Raw genomic sequence first — 16,479 nt, 5'->3', positions numbered from 1 at the left:
AACCCCATGCCCCACCTCACCCAGGACCGTGCCGTGGCCGGCACCGGCCCGGCGGCCGAGCCGGACCTGCTGCGCTGGGCCACCGCGGGCTCGGTCGACGACGGCAAGTCCACCCTCGTGGGCCGCCTGCTGCACGACTCCAAGTCGGTCCTCGCCGACCAGCTGGAGTCGGTGTCCCGGCAGGGCACCCCCGACCTCGCCCTCCTCACCGACGGCCTGCGCGCCGAACGGGAACAGGGCATCACCATCGACGTGGCGTACCGCTACTTCGCCACGCCCCGCAGACGCTTCATCCTCGCCGACACCCCCGGCCATGTGCAGTACACCCGCAACATGGTCACGGGCGCCTCGACCGCCGAACTGACCGTGATCCTCGTCGACGCCCGCAAGGGCGTGGTCGAGCAGACCCGGCGGCACGCGGCGGTGGCGGCACTGCTGCGGGTGCCGCACGTGGTGCTGGCGGTGAACAAGATGGACCTCGCCGGCTACGCGGAGCCGGTCTTCGCGGAGATCGCCGCGGAGTTCGGCCGGCTCGCCGCCGGGCTGGGCATCCCCCACGTCACCGCGATCCCCATCTCGGCGCTCGCCGGGGACAACGTCGTCGAGCCGTCCACCCGGATGGACTGGTACGGCGGCCCCACGGTCCTCGCCCACCTGGAGACCGTGCCGGTCGCCGAGGAGACGGCCCGGACGCCCGCGCGCTTCCCGGTCCAGTACGTCATCCGGTCCGGGGACGTCCGCCTGTACGCCGGTCAGCTCGCCGCGGGCACGCTGCGGGCCGGTGACCGGGTGACCGTACTGCCGTCCGGCCGTACCACCACCGTCACCGGCGTCGACCTGCTCGGCGCGGACGCCGGGCGGATCACCGCACCCCAGTCGGGGGCGCTGCGCCTCGCCGACGACCTGGACGTCTCCCGCGGCGACCTCATCGCCCCGGCGGACGCGCCGCCCACCGTGGCGCGGCGGATCACGGCGGCCGTGTGCCACCTGCACGAGAAGCCGCTGCGCCCCGGCGACCACGTCCTGCTGCGGCACACCACGCGCACGGTCCGCGCGGTCGTCCACCGCGTCGCCGGCGCGGGGCACCTGGACCTCAACGACATCGGCCGGATCGAGCTGCGCACCGCCGAACCGCTGGCGTTCGACGCCTACGAGGACAGCCGCCGCACCGGCTCCTTCCTGCTCATCGACCCGGCCGACGGCGCGACCCTCACCGCCGGCATGATCGGCCCGAGCGATGCGCCGGTGTGAGCGCGCCCGCGCGGCCCTGACACCGCTGCTGCTGGTGTTCCTGCTGCTCGGCGTGGCCGGGTGCGGCTACGGCTCCCGGGCACCCGGGGCCGCCGCCGCGCCCGAGGTCGGCAGCGGGCCGCCGCTGTCGGCGGAGTCCGTGACGCTCGGGTACTTCGCGAACGTCACCCACGCCACGCCGCTGGCCGGGGTGCAGAAAGGCTTCTTCACCGAGGAGCTGGGCGGCACCCGGCTGCGGACGCAAGTGTTCAACGGCGGCCCGTCGGCGCTGGAGGCGCTGAACGCGGGCGCGGTCGACATCGCCTGGATGGGGCCGTCGCCCGCCGTCAACGGCTATCTGCGCTCCGGGGGCCGCTCGCTGCGGATCGTGTCGGGCGCCGCCTCCGGCGGGGTCTCCCTGGTCGTCGACGAGGACACCGGCGTACGGGGCACCGACATCCGGGGCCTGCGGATCGCCACCCCGGAGGCGGGCAACACCCAGGACGTGGCGCTGCTGCACTGGATCCGCGCCCAGGGCTGGGACGTCGATCCGCACACCGGCCGCGGCGACGTCACCGTCGTACGCCAGTCCGCGAAGGAGATCCCGACCAGTTTCCGGCGGGGCGCGATCGACGGCGCGTGGGTGCCGGAGCCGGTGGCCGCGCAGCTCGTCGCGGCCGGCGGGCGGGTGCTGGTGGACGAGGCGGACCTGTGGCGGGACGGGGCGTTCGTCACCGCGCTGGTGGTGGTGTCCCAGTCCTTCCTCGACGAACACCCGGACGTGGTGGAGGCGGTGCTGCGCGGCGCGCTGGAGACCAACCGCTGGCTGGCGCGCAGCCCCCGCGAGGGCAAGGCGGGCGTGAACGACGCCATCGAGGCGGCGACCGGCCGCCCTCTGCCACAGGACGTCCTCGACCGGGCCTGGCGCAACGTCCGTCTCACCGCCGACCCGCTCGCCGCGACCCTCGCCGAGGAGGCCGACCGGGCGCACCGCCTCGGCCTGCTCGGCGGCCGGCCGACGGGCCTGCGCGGCATCTTCGACCTCAGCATCCTCAACCGGGTCCGCGCGCACCGGGGCGAACCGGCGGTGGATGACGCGGGCCTCGGCGTCCGGACGGGCACGTGAGGCGGGCCGGGCCGGGACGACCGGTCGCGGACACCGGTCGCGGATCAGGCCGGGACGACCGGTCACGGACCCGGCCGGGACGACCGGCCGCGGACCGGGCCGGGACGACCAGTCGCGGACCCGGCCGCAGACTCCGGTCGCGGACCCCGCCGCAGACACCGGTCGCGGATCAGGCCGGGACGACCAGCCGCGGACCCGGCCGCAGACACCGGTCGCGGACCCGGCCGCAGACACCGGTCGCGGACCCGGCCGCAGACACCGGTCGCGATCACCGAACTCCCTGAACCGAAGGATTTGATCTCATGTCAGAAACGGTGCTGCGGGCCGGCGCACCGGCCCGTCCCGTCCTCGCCCCGGCCGGGGTGGAACCCCCCGCCGTACGGCTCACCCATGTCTCCAAGTGGTTCGACGTCGGCGGCCGGCGCCAGACGGTCCTCGACGACATCAGCCTGACCCTGGACCGCGGCGAGTTCCTGTGTGTGCTCGGCGCGTCCGGGTGCGGCAAGTCGACGCTGCTGAACCTGGTCGCGGACCTGGACCGGCCGTCCGCCGGGGCCATCGACGTGCCGGGCGGACGGCGGGCCGCGCTGATGTTCCAGGACCACGCCCTGTTCCCGTGGCTGACGGCCGGGCGGAACGTCGAACTCGCCCTGCGGCTGCGGGGAGTGCCCCGGCGGGAGCGGGCGGGCGAGGCGCGGCGGCTGCTGGAGCTGGTGCGGCTGAAGGACGCGTACGGCAAGCGCGTCCACGAGCTGTCCGGCGGGATGCGCCAGCGGGTGGCGCTGGCGCGGGCCCTCGCGCAGGACGCGGACGTACTGCTGATGGACGAGCCGTTCGCCGCGCTCGACGCGATCACCCGCGATGTGCTGCACGAGGAGCTGACCAGGATCTGGTCGGAGAACACGCTGTCGGTCGTGTTCGTCACCCACAACGTGCGTGAGGCGGTGCGGCTCGGGCAGCGGGTGGTGATGCTGTCGTCGCGGCCCGGCCGGGTGGTGCGCGAGTGGGCCTCCGAACCGGGCGGCCCGGAGGCCACGCTTACGGCCCAGGTCACCGAGGCCCTGCGGGAGGAGATCCGCCGCCATGGGCGCCGGTGACGGTGACACGGTGACGAGGAAGGCCCCGGGCGCCGAGACCGCGGCGGTCGGAGCGGGGCTGGACGCGCTGGACAGCGTGCCCTCCCGGCCGGACCGGCTGCCGTTGCGGCGGATCCTGCGGCAGCGGGTGCTGCCCCCGGTGGTGGCCCTCGTCCTCGTCCTCCTCCTGTGGCAGGCGGCGTACGCGGCGGAGCTGAAGCCGGACTATCTGCTGCCGTCGCCCGGGGACGTGGGAGGCGCGCTGGCGGACCAGTGGTACGAGGGGACGCTGTTCTCCACGGTGTGGACGAGCATGGAGCGCGGCGCGCTGGGCTTCGTCGCGGCGGTGGCGCTGGGCACCGCGCTGGGCCTGCTGCTGAGCGCGGTACGACCCGTGCGCGTCGCGCTCGGGCCGGTGCTGTCGGGGCTCCAGTCCCTGCCGTCCGTGGCGTGGGTGCCGGCCGCGGTGGTGTGGTTCGGGCTGACCGACGCCACGATCTACGCCGTCGTCCTGCTGGGCGCCGTACCGTCCATCGCGAACGGCCTGCTGGCGGGCGTCGACCAGGTGCCGCCGCTGTATCTGCGCGCGGGCCGGGTGCTGGGCGCGACGGGTGCCGCGCGGGTGCGGCACGTGCTGCTGCCCGCCGCGCTGCCGGGCTACCTGGCCGGCCTGAAGCAGGGCTGGGCGTTCTCCTGGCGTTCCCTGATGGCGGCCGAACTCATCGCCAGCTCCCCGGAGTTGGGGCTCGGTCTCGGGCAGCTCCTGGAGAACGCCCGCTCGTACCAGGACATGGCGCTGGTCCTCGCCACGATCGGGGAGATCCTGGTCGTGGGCGTCGCCGTGGACCTGCTGCTCTTCGCGCCCCTGGAACGCCGGATGCTGCGTTCCCGGGGCCTGGCGGGCGCCCGCCCCTGACCGCTGTACTGACCAGGTGACGACGACCCCCGGCTCCGCCCAGGCCTGGCTGCTGCGGCTCGCCCCCGGCGGAGCGCCCCCGGAGCCCGCCTGTCCTCCCGGCACGCTCGCGGCGGCGGAGGCGGAGCTGGGCCCCGGCCCGGTCGGCTGGGCGGTGGAGGTCGCCCGGGACATGGCGGCGGAGATCGTGCGCCAGGTCCCGGAGCACGGCACCCCCGGCGCCCTCCCGCCGTTCCGCCGCGCGGTGGAGGCCACCGTCCTGACCGCGCTGCACGCCCTGCTCACCGAGCCCCGGCCGACCACGGACCTGGTCCCGCCGGAGGCGGTCGCGGGCAACGCGGAACTGGCCCGCAGAAACGTCCCGTTGGACCGGGTCCTGCGCGGCGTCCGGCTCGGTCACGCCCACCTGCACGCCCGCCTCATGGACGCCCTGAACCGCGAACCCGAGGCGGCGACCCGGGCCCGCGAGACCCACCGCGTCAGCGAACTCCTCTTCGTCTACGCCGACCTCCAGGCCAGCCGGCTCGCCGAGGAGTACGTCGCCGAACGCGACCGCTGGCGGCGCAGCACCGAGGCGGCCCGCCGCCGCACGGTCGACGACCTGCTCGCCGGCCGCCCCGTCGGCGGCGGCGCCGTCGCCGCCCGCACCCTCGGCTACGACCTGGCCCGCCACCACGCGGCGTTCATCATCACCTCGCCCGCCCCCGACCCCTCCGACCGGGCCTTACGCCTCCTCGCCGCCGAACTGTCCCGCGCGGTGGGCGGCGAGAACCTCCTGACGGTGGCCGCGGGCGGCACGGAACTGTGGGCCTGGACGAGCTGGCCCGCACCACCCCCACGCGAGGCCCTGGCCCGCCTCCCCCACCTGATCCCCGAACGCAGACCGCTGAAGGTCGCCGTCGGCCCCCTCGGCTACGGCCCCGAAGGCTTCCGCCGCAGCCACCGCGGCGCCCGCGAGGCCGCCCGCATGGCCCGCCTGGGCCACACCGGCTGGCTCTGCGACTACGCCGACGTCGCCACCGCCGCCCTCCTCACCGCCGACCCCGAACACGCCCGCTGGTTCGCCACCGGAGTCCTCGGCCCCCTCGCCGCCGACCACCCCCGCCTCGCCGACCTCCGCGAAACCCTCCGCGTCTACCTCGCCGAGGGCCGCAGCCCCCAAAGCGCCGCCGAACGCCTCTACATCGCCCGCAACACGGTCACCTACCGAGTCCGCCGAGCCACAGAACTCCTGGGCGGCCCCCTCCCTCCGGACCCGTTGGACCTCCGCCTGGCTTTGGAGATCACCCATCTGCTGGGGCCACCGGGGGCGACCGGTCCCACCCGATGATCTCGAACTGAGCGGGACCTCGCCTAGCGCATCCCGTCCGACGATGTACCCCGATCCCAAACACCCCCCGGAGTTTGGGCGGTGGGACCAAAGCCCGGGGGGAAGCGGAGTCGTTGACTGCTGGCAGGTGGAGCTTCCGGTGACGTGTTCGCGTCGCGGGCTCGCTGTCCGTCCGTCTCCTCACCCCTCGGGATGCGCCATGCCCAACTTCCGTTCCGTGTCTTTCACTTCTGTCGCTCGGGGCGCTCGCAGCCGTCGGAGCGTGTTGCGTGCCGCCGTCGCGGCGCCGGGGCTGACCGCGGCTGCCGCGTTGGGTGTGCGGGGCGCGCCGGGCGCCGGGGCGGCGGAGGGGGGCAGGGCGCGGACCGAGTTGGTGCTGCTGGGGACCAGTGGGGGGCCGGTGCCGATGTTCGGGCGGGCCGGGATCTCGTCCGCGTTGGTGGTGGACGGGCGGGTGTATCTGGTGGACTGCGGGCCGGGGGCGTTCGGGCGGTACGCGGAGGCGGGGCTGGCCGCCGGGCAGCTCGGGGCGGTGTTCGTGACGCATCTGCACTCGGACCATCTGGCCGATCTGTATCCGCTGCTGTGGCTGCGGTTCGGGGGGTTCCAGCCGCTGGGCGGGCCGGTGCACGTGTACGGGCCGGGGTCGGCGGGGGAGTTGCCGAGGGTGTGGCCGGCCGGGCGGGAGGTGGACACCGTATGTCCAAAGTCGCCCGCTCCGGGGACCGCGGAGTTGCTGCGGCGGCACATCGAGGGGACGGCGTACGACATCAACGTCCGGATGCGCAGTGAGGGGTGGCCGGACATCCGGGAGCTGGTGGTGGCGCACGATGTGGCGTTCCGGATGCCCCGGGGGGCCGGGCCCGGTCGGATGATGGCGCCGGCGATGCGGCCGTTCGAGGTGATGCGGGACGAGCGGGTGCGGGTGACGGCGGTGCTCGTCGAGCATCCGCCCGTCTTTCCCTCCTTCGCGTTCCGGTTCGACACCGCCGACGGGTCGGTCGTGTTCAGCGGGGACACCGCGCCCTGCCGGAACGTCGAGCGGCTGGCGCGGGGCGCGGACGTCCTCGTGCACGAGGTGATGGATCTGGCCACCCTGAAGCTCGGCGGGCTGAAGCCCGCCCAGCTGCGGCACATGGAGATCAGTCACACCGACGCGACCGAGCTGGGGCCGCTGGCCGAGCGGGCGGGGGTCAAGACGCTGGTGCTGAGTCATCTGGTGCCGGGGGCGGTCAACCTCGTCTCCGACGCCACCTGGCACGCCAAGGTGCAGCGGGGCTACTCGGGGCGGGTCGTCGTCGGCCGGGACCTGGTGCGCCTGCCGGTGGGCCGGGTGCGGCGTGGCTGAGGTCCGAGGCGGCCGATCTCGCCGCGCAGGCGCTGGGCGCGCAGCACCAGCTCCAGTTCGAAACGGCGGTCGGGGTCGTCGATGCCGTCGCCCCACAGCTCCCGGATCTGGCGTAAGCGGTAGCGGACGGTCTGCGGGTGGACGCCCAGCCGCGCGGCCACCTCGGGCGCCCCGCCCCTGGTCTCCAGCCATGCCAGCAGGGTCTCCGCGAGCCGCCGCCCGTGGGCGGGCCCGCAGCCGGCGAGCGGGGCCAGGCAGCGTACGGCGAGATCGTCGATCAGCTCCTCGGGCTGGAGCAGCACCAGCGCCTCGGTGTGCTCGGTGCACAGCAGCACCTCCCCGGCCGGCAGCAGCCCCCGCTCCATCAGCCCTACGGCCGCCTCCGCCCAGCTCAGCGACTTCGCGGCCTCGGCGAGCGGAACGGGCGGGCCGATCGCGCCCGCCCAGCCGGTCAGCGCTCGCTGGAGCAGTTCGGGGCGGCCCGCGGCGTCCGGTTCGGGGACGACCATGCGGGGCCGCTCGTACTCCATGTCGAGCAGCACCCCCTGCCCGACGGCGGGCGCGACCGCCTCCCGGGCGGGGCGCAGCAGGACGCCCACGGCGACCTTCTCGGGCAGCGGCCAGCCGATCCGCGCGGCCCGTTCCACGAGGGCGTCGGCGGGGTCGTCGCGGTGGCTCTCGGCGAGCAGCACCTCCAGCAGGCGGCGCTGGTGGCGCAGCCGTTCCCCGGCCTGGCGGGCGGCTGCCTCGGCGTAGCCGCGCACGGACTGGTCGACGAGGCCGTCGAGGTATTCGTAGCCCGCGTCGACGAGTTCGTACATCGCGGGCGGCGGGATCTCCACCCGCTGCCCGATCTCCGCGAAACGGCGCCAGGCGAGCCGTACGCCCATCCGGTAGATCGCCTGGAGCGAGTCCAGGCTGCGACCGCCCAGCCCCTCGCCGCGGCCGAAGTTCTCGAACAGGCCGGGCGGCACGGTGGGGCTGCCCGGCGCGTCGTGGGCGTGCTCCAGGTGCCGTACGAAGGACTCGACGGCGCGGCGGATGCCGACCAGCGCCATCGGCTCGCCGTTCTCGTCGAGGACGACGGGCAGGTGCGGGTACTCGCGGCGGATCTCGCGCATGATCTCCTCCGCGAGCGCGGGCGCCTCGGCCAGGGCGAGCGCGGCGAACCGGCGCACCTGGAGCCGGGGCACGTCGTGCCAGGCGGAACGGGGCGGCACGGTCGCCGCCGGCTGCGCGGTCACGGCCGGCTCCCCCCGCCCGCCTGCTCGTAGGTGATCAGCGGGGTGTTGGGCTGGTCGGGGGTGGCGTCGAGCAGGGCGACGATGCCGAAGGCGGCGGCGACGGCGAGCGCGGCGGCGGCCACGACGGTCACGGTGGCGGCGAGCAGTCTGGACATGCGGGGTCTGCCTCCCTGGTCCGGAGACCGGAGATCGTCCGAAGGTCGTCCCACCCCGGGAGTCCCGCCCCTGCCTGTCGCTGCACAGTGTCGACAACGTGGTCACGCGGCGTCAAGGGGAGGGGTGACCGACGCACACTCACGAACTGATGTGACGTCAGCTCCGACAACCGCCGAAATTGTCATCCCCGTGAGTAGCCGTGGCGATGCGCTCGGCCAAAACTGTCCACCCACCCCGGACACAGCCTGTCCACAGCCGTCCCCCGCCCCCCACCTCGCAGGCAACCCCACCCGGAACACCCCTTCCCCCACACCGAGTTCCGCACCCCGAGACGAGTTGGAGCACCCATGCCCCAGCACGTGCCACCGCTGCGCGCCGCCCTCCCCAGGCCGCCGCAGCACCGTCCTTCGGCGCTCCCCCCACCACCGCGCCGGATCGTCTTCCTCGCCCACCGCGACCTCGGCAACCCGGCCGCCGGCGGCTCCGAGCTGCTCGTCGACCGCCTCGCCGAGGGACTGACCCGGCTGGGTCACGAGGTCACACTGCTGTGCGGCGGGCCCGCGTCCTACCGCGACTACCGCGTCGTCTCCATGGGCGGCCCCTACGACCACTATCTGCGCGCCCGCTCCGCCTTCGCCCGCCAGGTCGGCGAGACCGACCTGCTGGTCGAGGTGTGCAACGGCATGCCGTACCTGGCGCCGCTGTGGCATCGCGGGCCGACGCTGTGCCTGGTCAACCATGTCCACACGGACCTGTGGAAGATGCGGTTCGGCGGCCCCCTCGCGCCCGCCGCCCGCCTCGGCCGCAGACTCGAGCACTGGGCGCTGACCGGGTCCCGCTCCCCCGGTCTGCTGGTCGCCGTCTCCCCGTCGACGGCGCACGCGCTGCGCGCGATCGGTGTCGAACGGGACCGTATCCGCGTCGTGCACAACGGGGTCGAGGACCCGGGTCCCCGCGCCGAACGCTCGCCCGAGCCGCTGTTCGTGGCGGTGGGGCGGCTCGTCGAGTACAAGCGGATCGATCTGCTGCTGCGGCTGTGGGAGCGGGTACGGCCCGTCACCGGCGGGCGGCTCGTCATCGTCGGGGACGGCCCCGAACGCGCCCGCCTGGAGCGGCTGGCCGGGCCCGGTGTGGAGTTCACCGGGCATGTCTCCGAGGCGGAGAAGCACCGGCTGCTGTGCGCGGCGTGGCTGCTGCTGCATCCCTCGGCGGTCGAGGGGTGGGGGCTGGTCGTGACGGAGGCGGCTGCGCGGGAGACTCCGTCGGTCGCCTTCGACGTGCCGGGGCTGCGGGATTCCGTCGTGGACGGGGAGACCGGGGTGCTGGCGCAGGGCGAGTCCTCGTTCGCCGCGGCGTGGTGCGCGCTGGCCCTGTCGGAGCGGCGCCGGGAGATGATGGGCAAGGCGGCGCGGGAGCGGGCGGCACGGTATCGGTGGGAGCGGACCGTGCGGCAGTTCCGTGCGGTTGCCTGTGAGGCGGTTCGGTGACGCCTATGCGCCGTATCCGTGACGCGGTCGCGCGAGTGCCGGTGCGTCGTGGCCGGTCGCGCCCACGCGGCGGAGCCGCACATGTGACAGCCCCGCGCCCCCTGGGTGCCTCGGTGTGCGCGTCGCTCGAGTTGTTCCGGGCCTTCTTGCGGGAGCAGGACGACCCCGACGGCTGTTACGCGCTGCTCGCCCGTCACTCCGTCGATCAGGTCGAGGCGTACGACGGGAGTGTGGCCGGGCGGACCGTCGTGGACGTGGGCGGTGGGAGTGGATACTTCACCGCGGAGTTCCGGCGGCGCGGCGCGCAGGCGTGGCTGTTCGAGCCGGATGTGCGGGAGCTGGGTGAGAAGCCGCCCGAGGGGGCGGTGGTCGCCGACGGGTATCTGCTGCCGTTGCGCGACGGCGTCGCCGATGTCACGTTCTCCTCCAACGTGCTGGAGCACGTGGCCGATCCGCAGACGTTCCTGAGCGAGCTGGTGCGGGTCACCCGGCCCGGCGGGCTGATCTACGTGTCGTTCACCAACTGGCTGTCCCCGTGGGGCGGTCACGAGTGGGCGCCCTGGCACTACCTCGGCGCGGAGCGGGCCCGGGCCCGCCACGAGCGGCGTACCGGGCGGCAGCCCAAGCACACCCTCGGCGAGAACCTGTTCGCCGTGCACATCGGCCCCACCCTGCGGCAGGTGCGCGCCCGCGACGACATCACGCTCGTCTCGGCCCGCTCCCGCTACTGGCCGTTCCTCGGCGAGGCGATCGTGAAGGTCCCCGGTCTGCGCGAGGTGGCCACCTGGAACCTCCTTCTCATCCTCCGGCGGTGTCCCGTATGACGACCACGGTCCAGGCCCCTCCCCCGGCAGCCGTCCCCACCTCCGCGACCACCGCGGGCCCGCCCCACGGGCCCCGGTCGTGGCGCCGGCCGCTGGGGTTCTGGGCCGTGGTCTTCGTCCTGTTCCTGGCCGTGCGGCCCGGCCGGCAGACCTTCGACACCAAGCTGGGTGTGACGGTCGACCCGGGGCGCTTCCTCGCCGATCTCGGGCAGCTGTGGCACGACCGGGCCGGGTTCGGCGGCATCCAGGACCAGTACGTCGGCTATCTGTGGCCGATGCTGCCGTTCCACTGGCTGTGCCGGGCCGTGGAGATCCCGGTGTGGATCGCCGAGCGGCTGTGGCTGTCGCTGGTGGTGACCGCCGCGTTCTGGGGCGCGCTGCGCCTCGCCGAGCGGCTGCGGGTGGGCGGCCCGGCGTCGCGGCTGCTCGCGGCGGTGGCGTACGCGCTGTGGCCGGTGTTCACCACGGTCGTCGGCTCCACGTCGGCGGCGGCGCTGCCCGGCGCGTTCCTGCCGTGGGTGCTGCTGCCGCTGGCGGACGAGCGGTACACCGCCCGGGTGGCCGCGCTGCGCTCGGCGCTGCTCGTGCCGTTCATGGGCGGTGTGAACGCGGCGTCCACGCTGGCGTCGCTGCTGCCGGTGGGGCTGTATCTGCTGTCCCGGCCGCCCGGTCCCCGGCGGCGCCGGCTGATCGCCTGGTGGGCGCCGGCGGTGCTCGTGGCGACGGCGTGGTGGTGGATCCCGCTGCTGCTGCTCGGCGCGTACGGCGAGAACTTCCTGCCCTACGTGGAGACTTCGCAGACGACGACGGCCACCATGTCGGCGACGGAGGCGCTGCGCGGCGCCGGGAACTGGGTGGCGTATCTGAACTTCGGCGAGGCGTGGCTGCCCGCCGGGTGGACGGTGGCCGCCTCGGCGGTGGTGATCGTCTGCTCGGCGCTCGCGGCCGGGCTGGGGCTGGCCGGGCTGGCGCGGCGGGACATGCCGGAGCGGCGCTGGCTGGTGCTGACGGTGCTGGTGTGCGCGCTGGTGCTGCTCGCCGGGTACGGGGGCGGGTTCGGCGCGCCCTTCCACGCGGCCGTGCAGGACTGGCTGAACGGCTGGCTGGCGCCCTTCCGGAACATCTACAAGTTCCAGACGGGGCTCGCGCTGGCGCTGGCGCTGGGGCTCGCGCATCTCGTCGCGGTGGCCGCGGAGCCGCGCGGCGCACGTGGGGCAAGCGGGGCACAAGGGGCAAGCGGGGCGCACGGGGCAAGGGGCGCGCACCCGGCGCGCGGTCGCCGGTACGTCCCGCTGGCCGCCGCCGTGCTGGTGCTGCCCGGCCTGGTGTGGCCGTATCTCAACGGGTCGATCCTCAACCCGGGTTCCTTCACGGAGATCCCGCGCTACTGGCAGGCCACCGCCGACTGGCTGGAGAAGTACTCGCCCGACTCCCGCGCCCTCGTCGTCCCCGCCACCGCGCATGGCATCTACACCTGGGGCTCGACCATCGACCACCCCCTCGACGTGCTCGCCGACTCCCGCTGGGCCCAGCGCGACTACGTCCCCTTCGGCACCCCCGGCAACCGGCGCGCCATGGACGCGGTCGAGCAGGCGCTGCGGACGGGCGGCGAAGTGCCGGGCCTCGCCGACTACCTGAGCCGGGCGGGCATCCACTACGTCGTCGTCCGCAACGACCTCGACCCCGACCAGATCGGCCACACGCCGACCACCACGGTCAAGCGCGCCCTCGAACAGTCCGGCTACGAGCGGGTCACCGGACTCGGCCCCGTCATGACCGGCGGCCGGATCGCCGACGACACCCCGCTCCAGGTGGAGGGCCTGTATCCGAGGCAGCGGGCGGTGGAGATCTACCGGCCCGCCGACCCGGACGTGCCGCGCCCCGGGCAGGCGGCGCTGCGGCCGGTCACGGGCACGGTCCGGGTCTCGGGCGGCCCCGAGGCGCTGCTGCCGGTCGCCACCCGACTGCGCGGCCGGGCCACCGTCCTCACCGGCGACCCCCACCCCGGGCCCGGCACCCCGGACGTCCAGCTGACCGGTGACGGGCTGCGCCGCGCGGACACCCGGTTCGGGCTGGTCAACGCCAACACGTCGTACCCGTACACCCGGGACGAGCGCAACGCGCCGGGCGCCCACCAGGACGCGGGCGAACCGCCGCACCAGATCCTGCCGGTGACCGGCCTCGACCACCAGACGGTGGCCGAGCTGCGCGGCGCGCGGTCGGTGACCGCCTCGTCGTACGGAAGCTGGTTCTTCCACCTGCCGCAGTTCGACCCGGTGAACGCCTTCGACGGCGACCCCGGGACGGTGTGGACGGAGGGCTCCGACGGCTCCCCGGACGGCGAGTGGCTGCGGATCGGCTTCGCGGGCGACGGCTACACGATGCCCGCGTCGTTCGCCGTGACCCCGCTGCCGCAGGAGGGCGTGCGGTCGGCGCCGACCCGGGTGCGGGTGGAGACCGAGCGGGGGCGGGTGACCAGCCACCTCCGCCCGGACGGCACGACGCAGACCGTGCGCGCCCCGCGGGGCGGGACCCGCTGGATGAAGCTGACCGTCGTCGACTCGGTGGCGCGGCGGGCCGGGCTGCTCGGCGCGGGCTTCGCAGAGATCGAGCTGCCCGGGGTGCGGGTGACGCGGACGCTGCGGCTGCCGGTGGACGCGGCCCGCACCACCGCCGCCACGGAGATCGTCTCCCTGCACCGCGTCGCCGACCCCGCGGGGATGTCCCCGACCGGTACCGAGCCGGGACTGCACCGCCGCTTCACCACGGGCACGGCCGGCACGTACAGGGTGGCGGCGAGCGCGGTGGTGGTGCCCGGCCCGGAGCTGGACCGGCTGCTGTACGAGGCCGCGCCCGGGCAGCGGCAGCGCGTCACCGCGACCGCCGACTCCACCGCCCGCCTCGGCACCGGCCTCGCCGCCCGCAACCTCACCGACGGCGACCTGACCACCGCGTGGATCGCGGGCGACCGGCCCACGCTCCATCTGCGCTGGCCGGACAAGCAGCCGGTGGACGGGCTGGTGCTGGCCGCGGCGGGCGGGCTGTCGTCCCGGCCGGCCGAGGTGCACCTCGGCTCCCCGGACGGCGCGGCGATCGCCGCCGTCGACGACAACGGCTGGGTCCGCTTCCCGCCGATCACGACGGACCGCCTGGACATCACCATCACCAGGACCGCGCCCCTCACCCTCCACAACCCGGTCGTCGACGAGGACCTGCAACTCCCCGTCGGCCTCACGGAGGCGTACATCCCGTCCCTGGACCACTACCGCACCCCGCAGCCCTCCCCCGCCCGCGCCTTCACCCTGCCGTGCGGCAAGGGCCCGGTGCTGACCGTGGACGGCGAGCGGCACCGCACGAGCGTCAAGGGCACGGTGCGCGACCTGGTGGAGCGGCGGCCCGTGGAGGTCACGCTGTGCGGCGCGGACGGCCTGGACCTGACCGCGGGCGCGCACCGGGTCGACGCGGCCGACGCGGGCCCCCTCGTCGTCACCGACGTCACCCTCACCCGCGGCACCGCCCCGCGGCCGGTCACCGCCGACCGCGACCTGCGCGTGCGGGACTGGCTGGGCGACCGCCGCGAACTGGCGGTCGGCCCGGGGGCCGCCGCCTATCTGACGACGTACGAGAACCACAACGACGGCTGGCGCGCCACCCTCGACGGCGAGGAGCTGACCCCCGTCCGCCTCGACGGCTGGCAGCAGGGCTGGCACGTCCCGGCCGGGGCGGGCGGCACGATCCGGCTGACGTACGAACCCGCGACGACGTACGAGGCCGCGCTGATCGGCAGCGGCGTGGGCCTGGCCGTACTGGCGGGCCTGGCCCTGTGGCGCCGCCGCGCCGCCAACCCCGACCCGCCGCAGCCACTGCCGCCCGCGCCGGGGCTGTGGCTGGGCACGGTGGCGGTGACGGTGGTCGGCGTGCTGATCGCGGGCTGGCTCGCGCTGCTGATCCCGGTACTCGCGGTGCTGGCGCACCGGCGGCACGCGGTGCTCGTGCCGGTGGCGTTCCTGAGTCTCGCGGCGGCGGGTGCCGTCGCCGCGGCCGGGGCCGGGGAGCCGGTGGCGGAGGGGGCGGGCGCGTTCGGGCGTACGGCTCAACTGCTGGCGTTGGTGGGGTTGTTCGCGGCGGTGGTGAGTGTGCGGGGGCGAGAGCAGGGGCGGGGTGCGGGCGAGGAGACGGGCACTACGGCGGTGCTGCCGGCGACCGGGTCCGCGTCGGCGGGGTCCGCGTCGGCGGGGTCCGCGTCGGCGGGGTCGGCGTCGACGGGGACCGCGTACGGCGGGGAGACGTTGCCGCCGGAACCGCCCGGACCGCCCGGCCCAGTGGTCCGAACAGACCCACCACCAGGCCCACCAGCCCCACGGGCTCCACTCGACGACTCCCCCGGAGGCGACCGCCCATGAGCGCAGTCGAGCGTCCGGCGCACCCCGGACCACGCCCCCGGCCGCTGGAGCGCGTGCCGTTCCCGGTCGTGGACGAGATCACCCGGCACTGTGTGCGGGACGAGGAGCCGGAGACGGTGCACATCGAGGTGCGGCTGCCGGGCCCGGTCGACCCGGACCGGCTGCGGAAGGCCTTCGGGGAGGCACTGCGCCGGCATCCACGGGTCCTGATGCGGGAGGCCCCGGGGCCCTGGTACCGGCGCCGGTACGAGTGGGAGCTGACGGACGGACCGGACGGGGACGTGGTGACGTTCCCCGAGGCGGGGCCGGACGCGGTGCGGGACGCGCGGACGCGGGCGCTGACGCAGGCCCCGCCGCTCACGCTCGCGCCACCCGTGCGGCTGGAGGCGATACCGGAGGCGGGCGGCACGGTGCTGCTGCTCACCCTCAACCACACGGCCCTGGACGGCCCGGCCTGTCTGCGGGTGCTGGCCACGGCCGCGGAGCTGTACGGCGGCCGGGACAACTCCCCCGCCGCGCCGCCCCCGGTACGGCCCGCCGAACCCGCGCGGGTCCCCGCCGACACGCCCTCCCCCTGGTCCCGCCCCACACGCGTCGCCCAGGGCACCCCGGACCCTGCCCACGGCAACGGCAACGGCAACGGCAACGGCAACGGCATGCTCGTAGCCGAACTCCCCGTCCCGCACCGCCCCAAGAGCGCCACGTACACGGTGAACGACCAACTGATGGTGGCCACCGCACTCACCCTCGCCCACTGGAACCGCGAGCACGGCGCCCGCCCCCGCCCCCTCCGCATCACCATGCCCGTGGACGACCGCCCCCGCGACCACACGATGCCCATCGGGAACGGCACGAGGCTGGTCGAAGTCCCCTTCTCACACAGCGAGTTGGCGGACCCGGACGCGACCGACACGGTGGCCCTCCTCCACCGCACCGCCACCCGCACCCGCGCCCTGAAATCCCTCTCCCGCCCCCAACTCGGCCACGGTGCCGCCCTGTTGACGGCGCCCGTCGCACCGGTGGCGTGGCGGGCCGCCGTCACGCGCGGGCTGCGCCGGGCGGCGTCCCCGTGGACGTCGACGACCCTGCTCAGCAACATCGGCCGTATTCCGTACCCGCTGGACTTCGGCGCGGAGGCGGGGCGGGCGCGGGCGGTGTGGTTCTCGGCGCCCGCCCGGATGCCGCGCGGACTGACGGTCACCACCGCCTCCACGGCCGGCCGGCTGCACCTCGCCCTGCGCTGGTCCCGCGCCCTGCTCGGCGACGCGGACGGCGCCCGCCTGCGGGACCTGTTCGCGCACTACCTGCACGCGACGGAGGTACACCCCGCATGACCCTC

Annotated in this window: 12 protein-coding genes; 10 read left to right on the top strand and 2 right to left on the bottom strand. The window is 75.1% G+C overall.

Translation table 11 applies throughout. From position 1 onward, the window contains the following. The first annotated feature begins 6 nt into the window (after positions 1 to 6). The 6 genes from ACIG0D_RS03430 to ACIG0D_RS03405 all read left to right on the top strand — a co-directional run bounded on the left by ACIG0D_RS03430 (position 7) and on the right by ACIG0D_RS03405 (position 7,026). Complete coding sequence (locus ACIG0D_RS03430) at positions 7 to 1,251, top strand: sulfate adenylyltransferase subunit 1 (protein ID WP_399796351.1); 1,245 nt, start codon at positions 7 to 9, stop codon at positions 1,249 to 1,251. Further along, a complete protein-coding gene (locus tag ACIG0D_RS03425; RefSeq protein WP_399795982.1) occupies positions 1,238 to 2,356 on the top strand; it encodes an ABC transporter substrate-binding protein in 1,119 nt (372 codons plus the stop codon). The genes ACIG0D_RS03430 and ACIG0D_RS03425 overlap by 14 nt, the downstream gene beginning before the upstream one ends. 302 nt (positions 2,357 to 2,658) lie before the next feature. Then, positions 2,659 to 3,453: an ABC transporter ATP-binding protein gene (locus tag ACIG0D_RS03420; RefSeq protein WP_399795981.1), complete on the top strand. Its 795-nt coding sequence runs from the start codon at positions 2,659 to 2,661 to the stop codon at positions 3,451 to 3,453. Further along, the gene (locus ACIG0D_RS03415; protein WP_399795980.1) at positions 3,440 to 4,348 is read left to right on the top strand and encodes an ABC transporter permease; all 909 of its coding nucleotides are present in this window, start codon (positions 3,440 to 3,442) and stop codon (positions 4,346 to 4,348) included. Before ACIG0D_RS03420 ends, ACIG0D_RS03415 begins: the two co-directional genes overlap by 14 nt. Positions 4,349 to 4,364: 16 nt before the next feature. Beyond that, entirely contained in the window at positions 4,365 to 5,678 is a 1,314-nt protein-coding gene (locus ACIG0D_RS03410; protein WP_399795979.1) for a PucR family transcriptional regulator, read from the top strand. 262 nt (positions 5,679 to 5,940) lie between these two features. Next, entirely contained in the window at positions 5,941 to 7,026 is a 1,086-nt protein-coding gene (locus ACIG0D_RS03405; protein WP_399795978.1) for an MBL fold metallo-hydrolase, read from the top strand. Here ACIG0D_RS03405 and ACIG0D_RS03400 read toward each other — a convergent pair. Together ACIG0D_RS03400 and ACIG0D_RS03395 are read right to left on the bottom strand one after the other, a co-directional pair. Then, positions 6,957 to 8,270 (bottom strand): helix-turn-helix domain-containing protein, encoded by a 1,314-nt coding sequence (locus ACIG0D_RS03400; protein ID WP_399795977.1) that lies wholly within the window; start codon positions 8,268 to 8,270, stop codon positions 6,957 to 6,959. The two genes, ACIG0D_RS03405 and ACIG0D_RS03400, sit on opposite strands and share 70 nt — an antisense overlap. After that, a complete protein-coding gene (locus ACIG0D_RS03395; protein WP_399795976.1) occupies positions 8,267 to 8,425 on the bottom strand; it encodes a hypothetical protein in 159 nt (52 codons plus the stop codon). Before ACIG0D_RS03395 ends, ACIG0D_RS03400 begins: the two co-directional genes overlap by 4 nt. Before the next feature lie 348 nt (positions 8,426 to 8,773). Between ACIG0D_RS03395 and ACIG0D_RS03390 the strand changes: the two genes are divergently transcribed. From ACIG0D_RS03390 to ACIG0D_RS03375, 4 genes are read left to right on the top strand one after another with little or no spacing between them, the layout of a single operon-like run. Next, positions 8,774 to 9,913, top strand: a complete 1,140-nt coding sequence (locus ACIG0D_RS03390) for a glycosyltransferase family 4 protein (RefSeq protein ID WP_399795975.1) — start codon at positions 8,774 to 8,776, stop codon at positions 9,911 to 9,913. Positions 9,914 to 9,954: 41 nt separating this feature from the next. Next, on the top strand, positions 9,955 to 10,737 hold the full coding sequence (locus ACIG0D_RS03385) for a class I SAM-dependent methyltransferase (protein WP_399796350.1): 783 nt from the start codon (positions 9,955 to 9,957) through the stop codon (positions 10,735 to 10,737). Beyond that, positions 10,734 to 15,140, top strand: a complete 4,407-nt coding sequence (locus ACIG0D_RS03380) for an alpha-(1->3)-arabinofuranosyltransferase family protein (RefSeq protein WP_399795974.1) — start codon at positions 10,734 to 10,736, stop codon at positions 15,138 to 15,140. The genes ACIG0D_RS03385 and ACIG0D_RS03380 overlap by 4 nt, the downstream gene beginning before the upstream one ends. Beyond that, complete coding sequence (locus ACIG0D_RS03375) at positions 15,137 to 16,474, top strand: condensation protein (RefSeq protein WP_399795973.1); 1,338 nt, start codon at positions 15,137 to 15,139, stop codon at positions 16,472 to 16,474. The genes ACIG0D_RS03380 and ACIG0D_RS03375 overlap by 4 nt, the downstream gene beginning before the upstream one ends. Positions 16,475 to 16,479: the final 5 nt, after the last annotated feature.

The sequence above is a fragment of the Streptomyces sp. NPDC052773 genome, assembly GCF_044547145.1.
Classification (GTDB): domain Bacteria; phylum Actinomycetota; class Actinomycetes; order Streptomycetales; family Streptomycetaceae; genus Streptomyces.
The sequence above is the reverse complement of the archived record's forward strand: the minus strand, read 5'-3'. Positions and strand labels throughout refer to the sequence as shown.

Bases quoted from the DNA above. Each gene is read 5' to 3' on its own strand.
- ACIG0D_RS03430 (WP_399796351.1), top strand. From the start codon at position 7: ATGCCCCACCTCACCCAGGACCGTGCCGTGGCCGGCACCGGCCCGGCG.
- ACIG0D_RS03425 (WP_399795982.1), top strand. From the start codon at position 1,238: ATGCGCCGGTGTGAGCGCGCCCGCGCGGCCCTGACACCGCTGCTGCTG.
- ACIG0D_RS03420 (WP_399795981.1), top strand. From the start codon at position 2,659: ATGTCAGAAACGGTGCTGCGGGCCGGCGCACCGGCCCGTCCCGTCCTC.
- ACIG0D_RS03415 (WP_399795980.1), top strand. From the start codon at position 3,440: ATGGGCGCCGGTGACGGTGACACGGTGACGAGGAAGGCCCCGGGCGCC.
- ACIG0D_RS03395 (WP_399795976.1), bottom strand. From the start codon at position 8,425: ATGTCCAGACTGCTCGCCGCCACCGTGACCGTCGTGGCCGCCGCCGCG.
- ACIG0D_RS03390 (WP_399795975.1), top strand. From the start codon at position 8,774: ATGCCCCAGCACGTGCCACCGCTGCGCGCCGCCCTCCCCAGGCCGCCG.
- ACIG0D_RS03380 (WP_399795974.1), top strand. From the start codon at position 10,734: ATGACGACCACGGTCCAGGCCCCTCCCCCGGCAGCCGTCCCCACCTCC.
- ACIG0D_RS03375 (WP_399795973.1), top strand. From the start codon at position 15,137: ATGAGCGCAGTCGAGCGTCCGGCGCACCCCGGACCACGCCCCCGGCCG.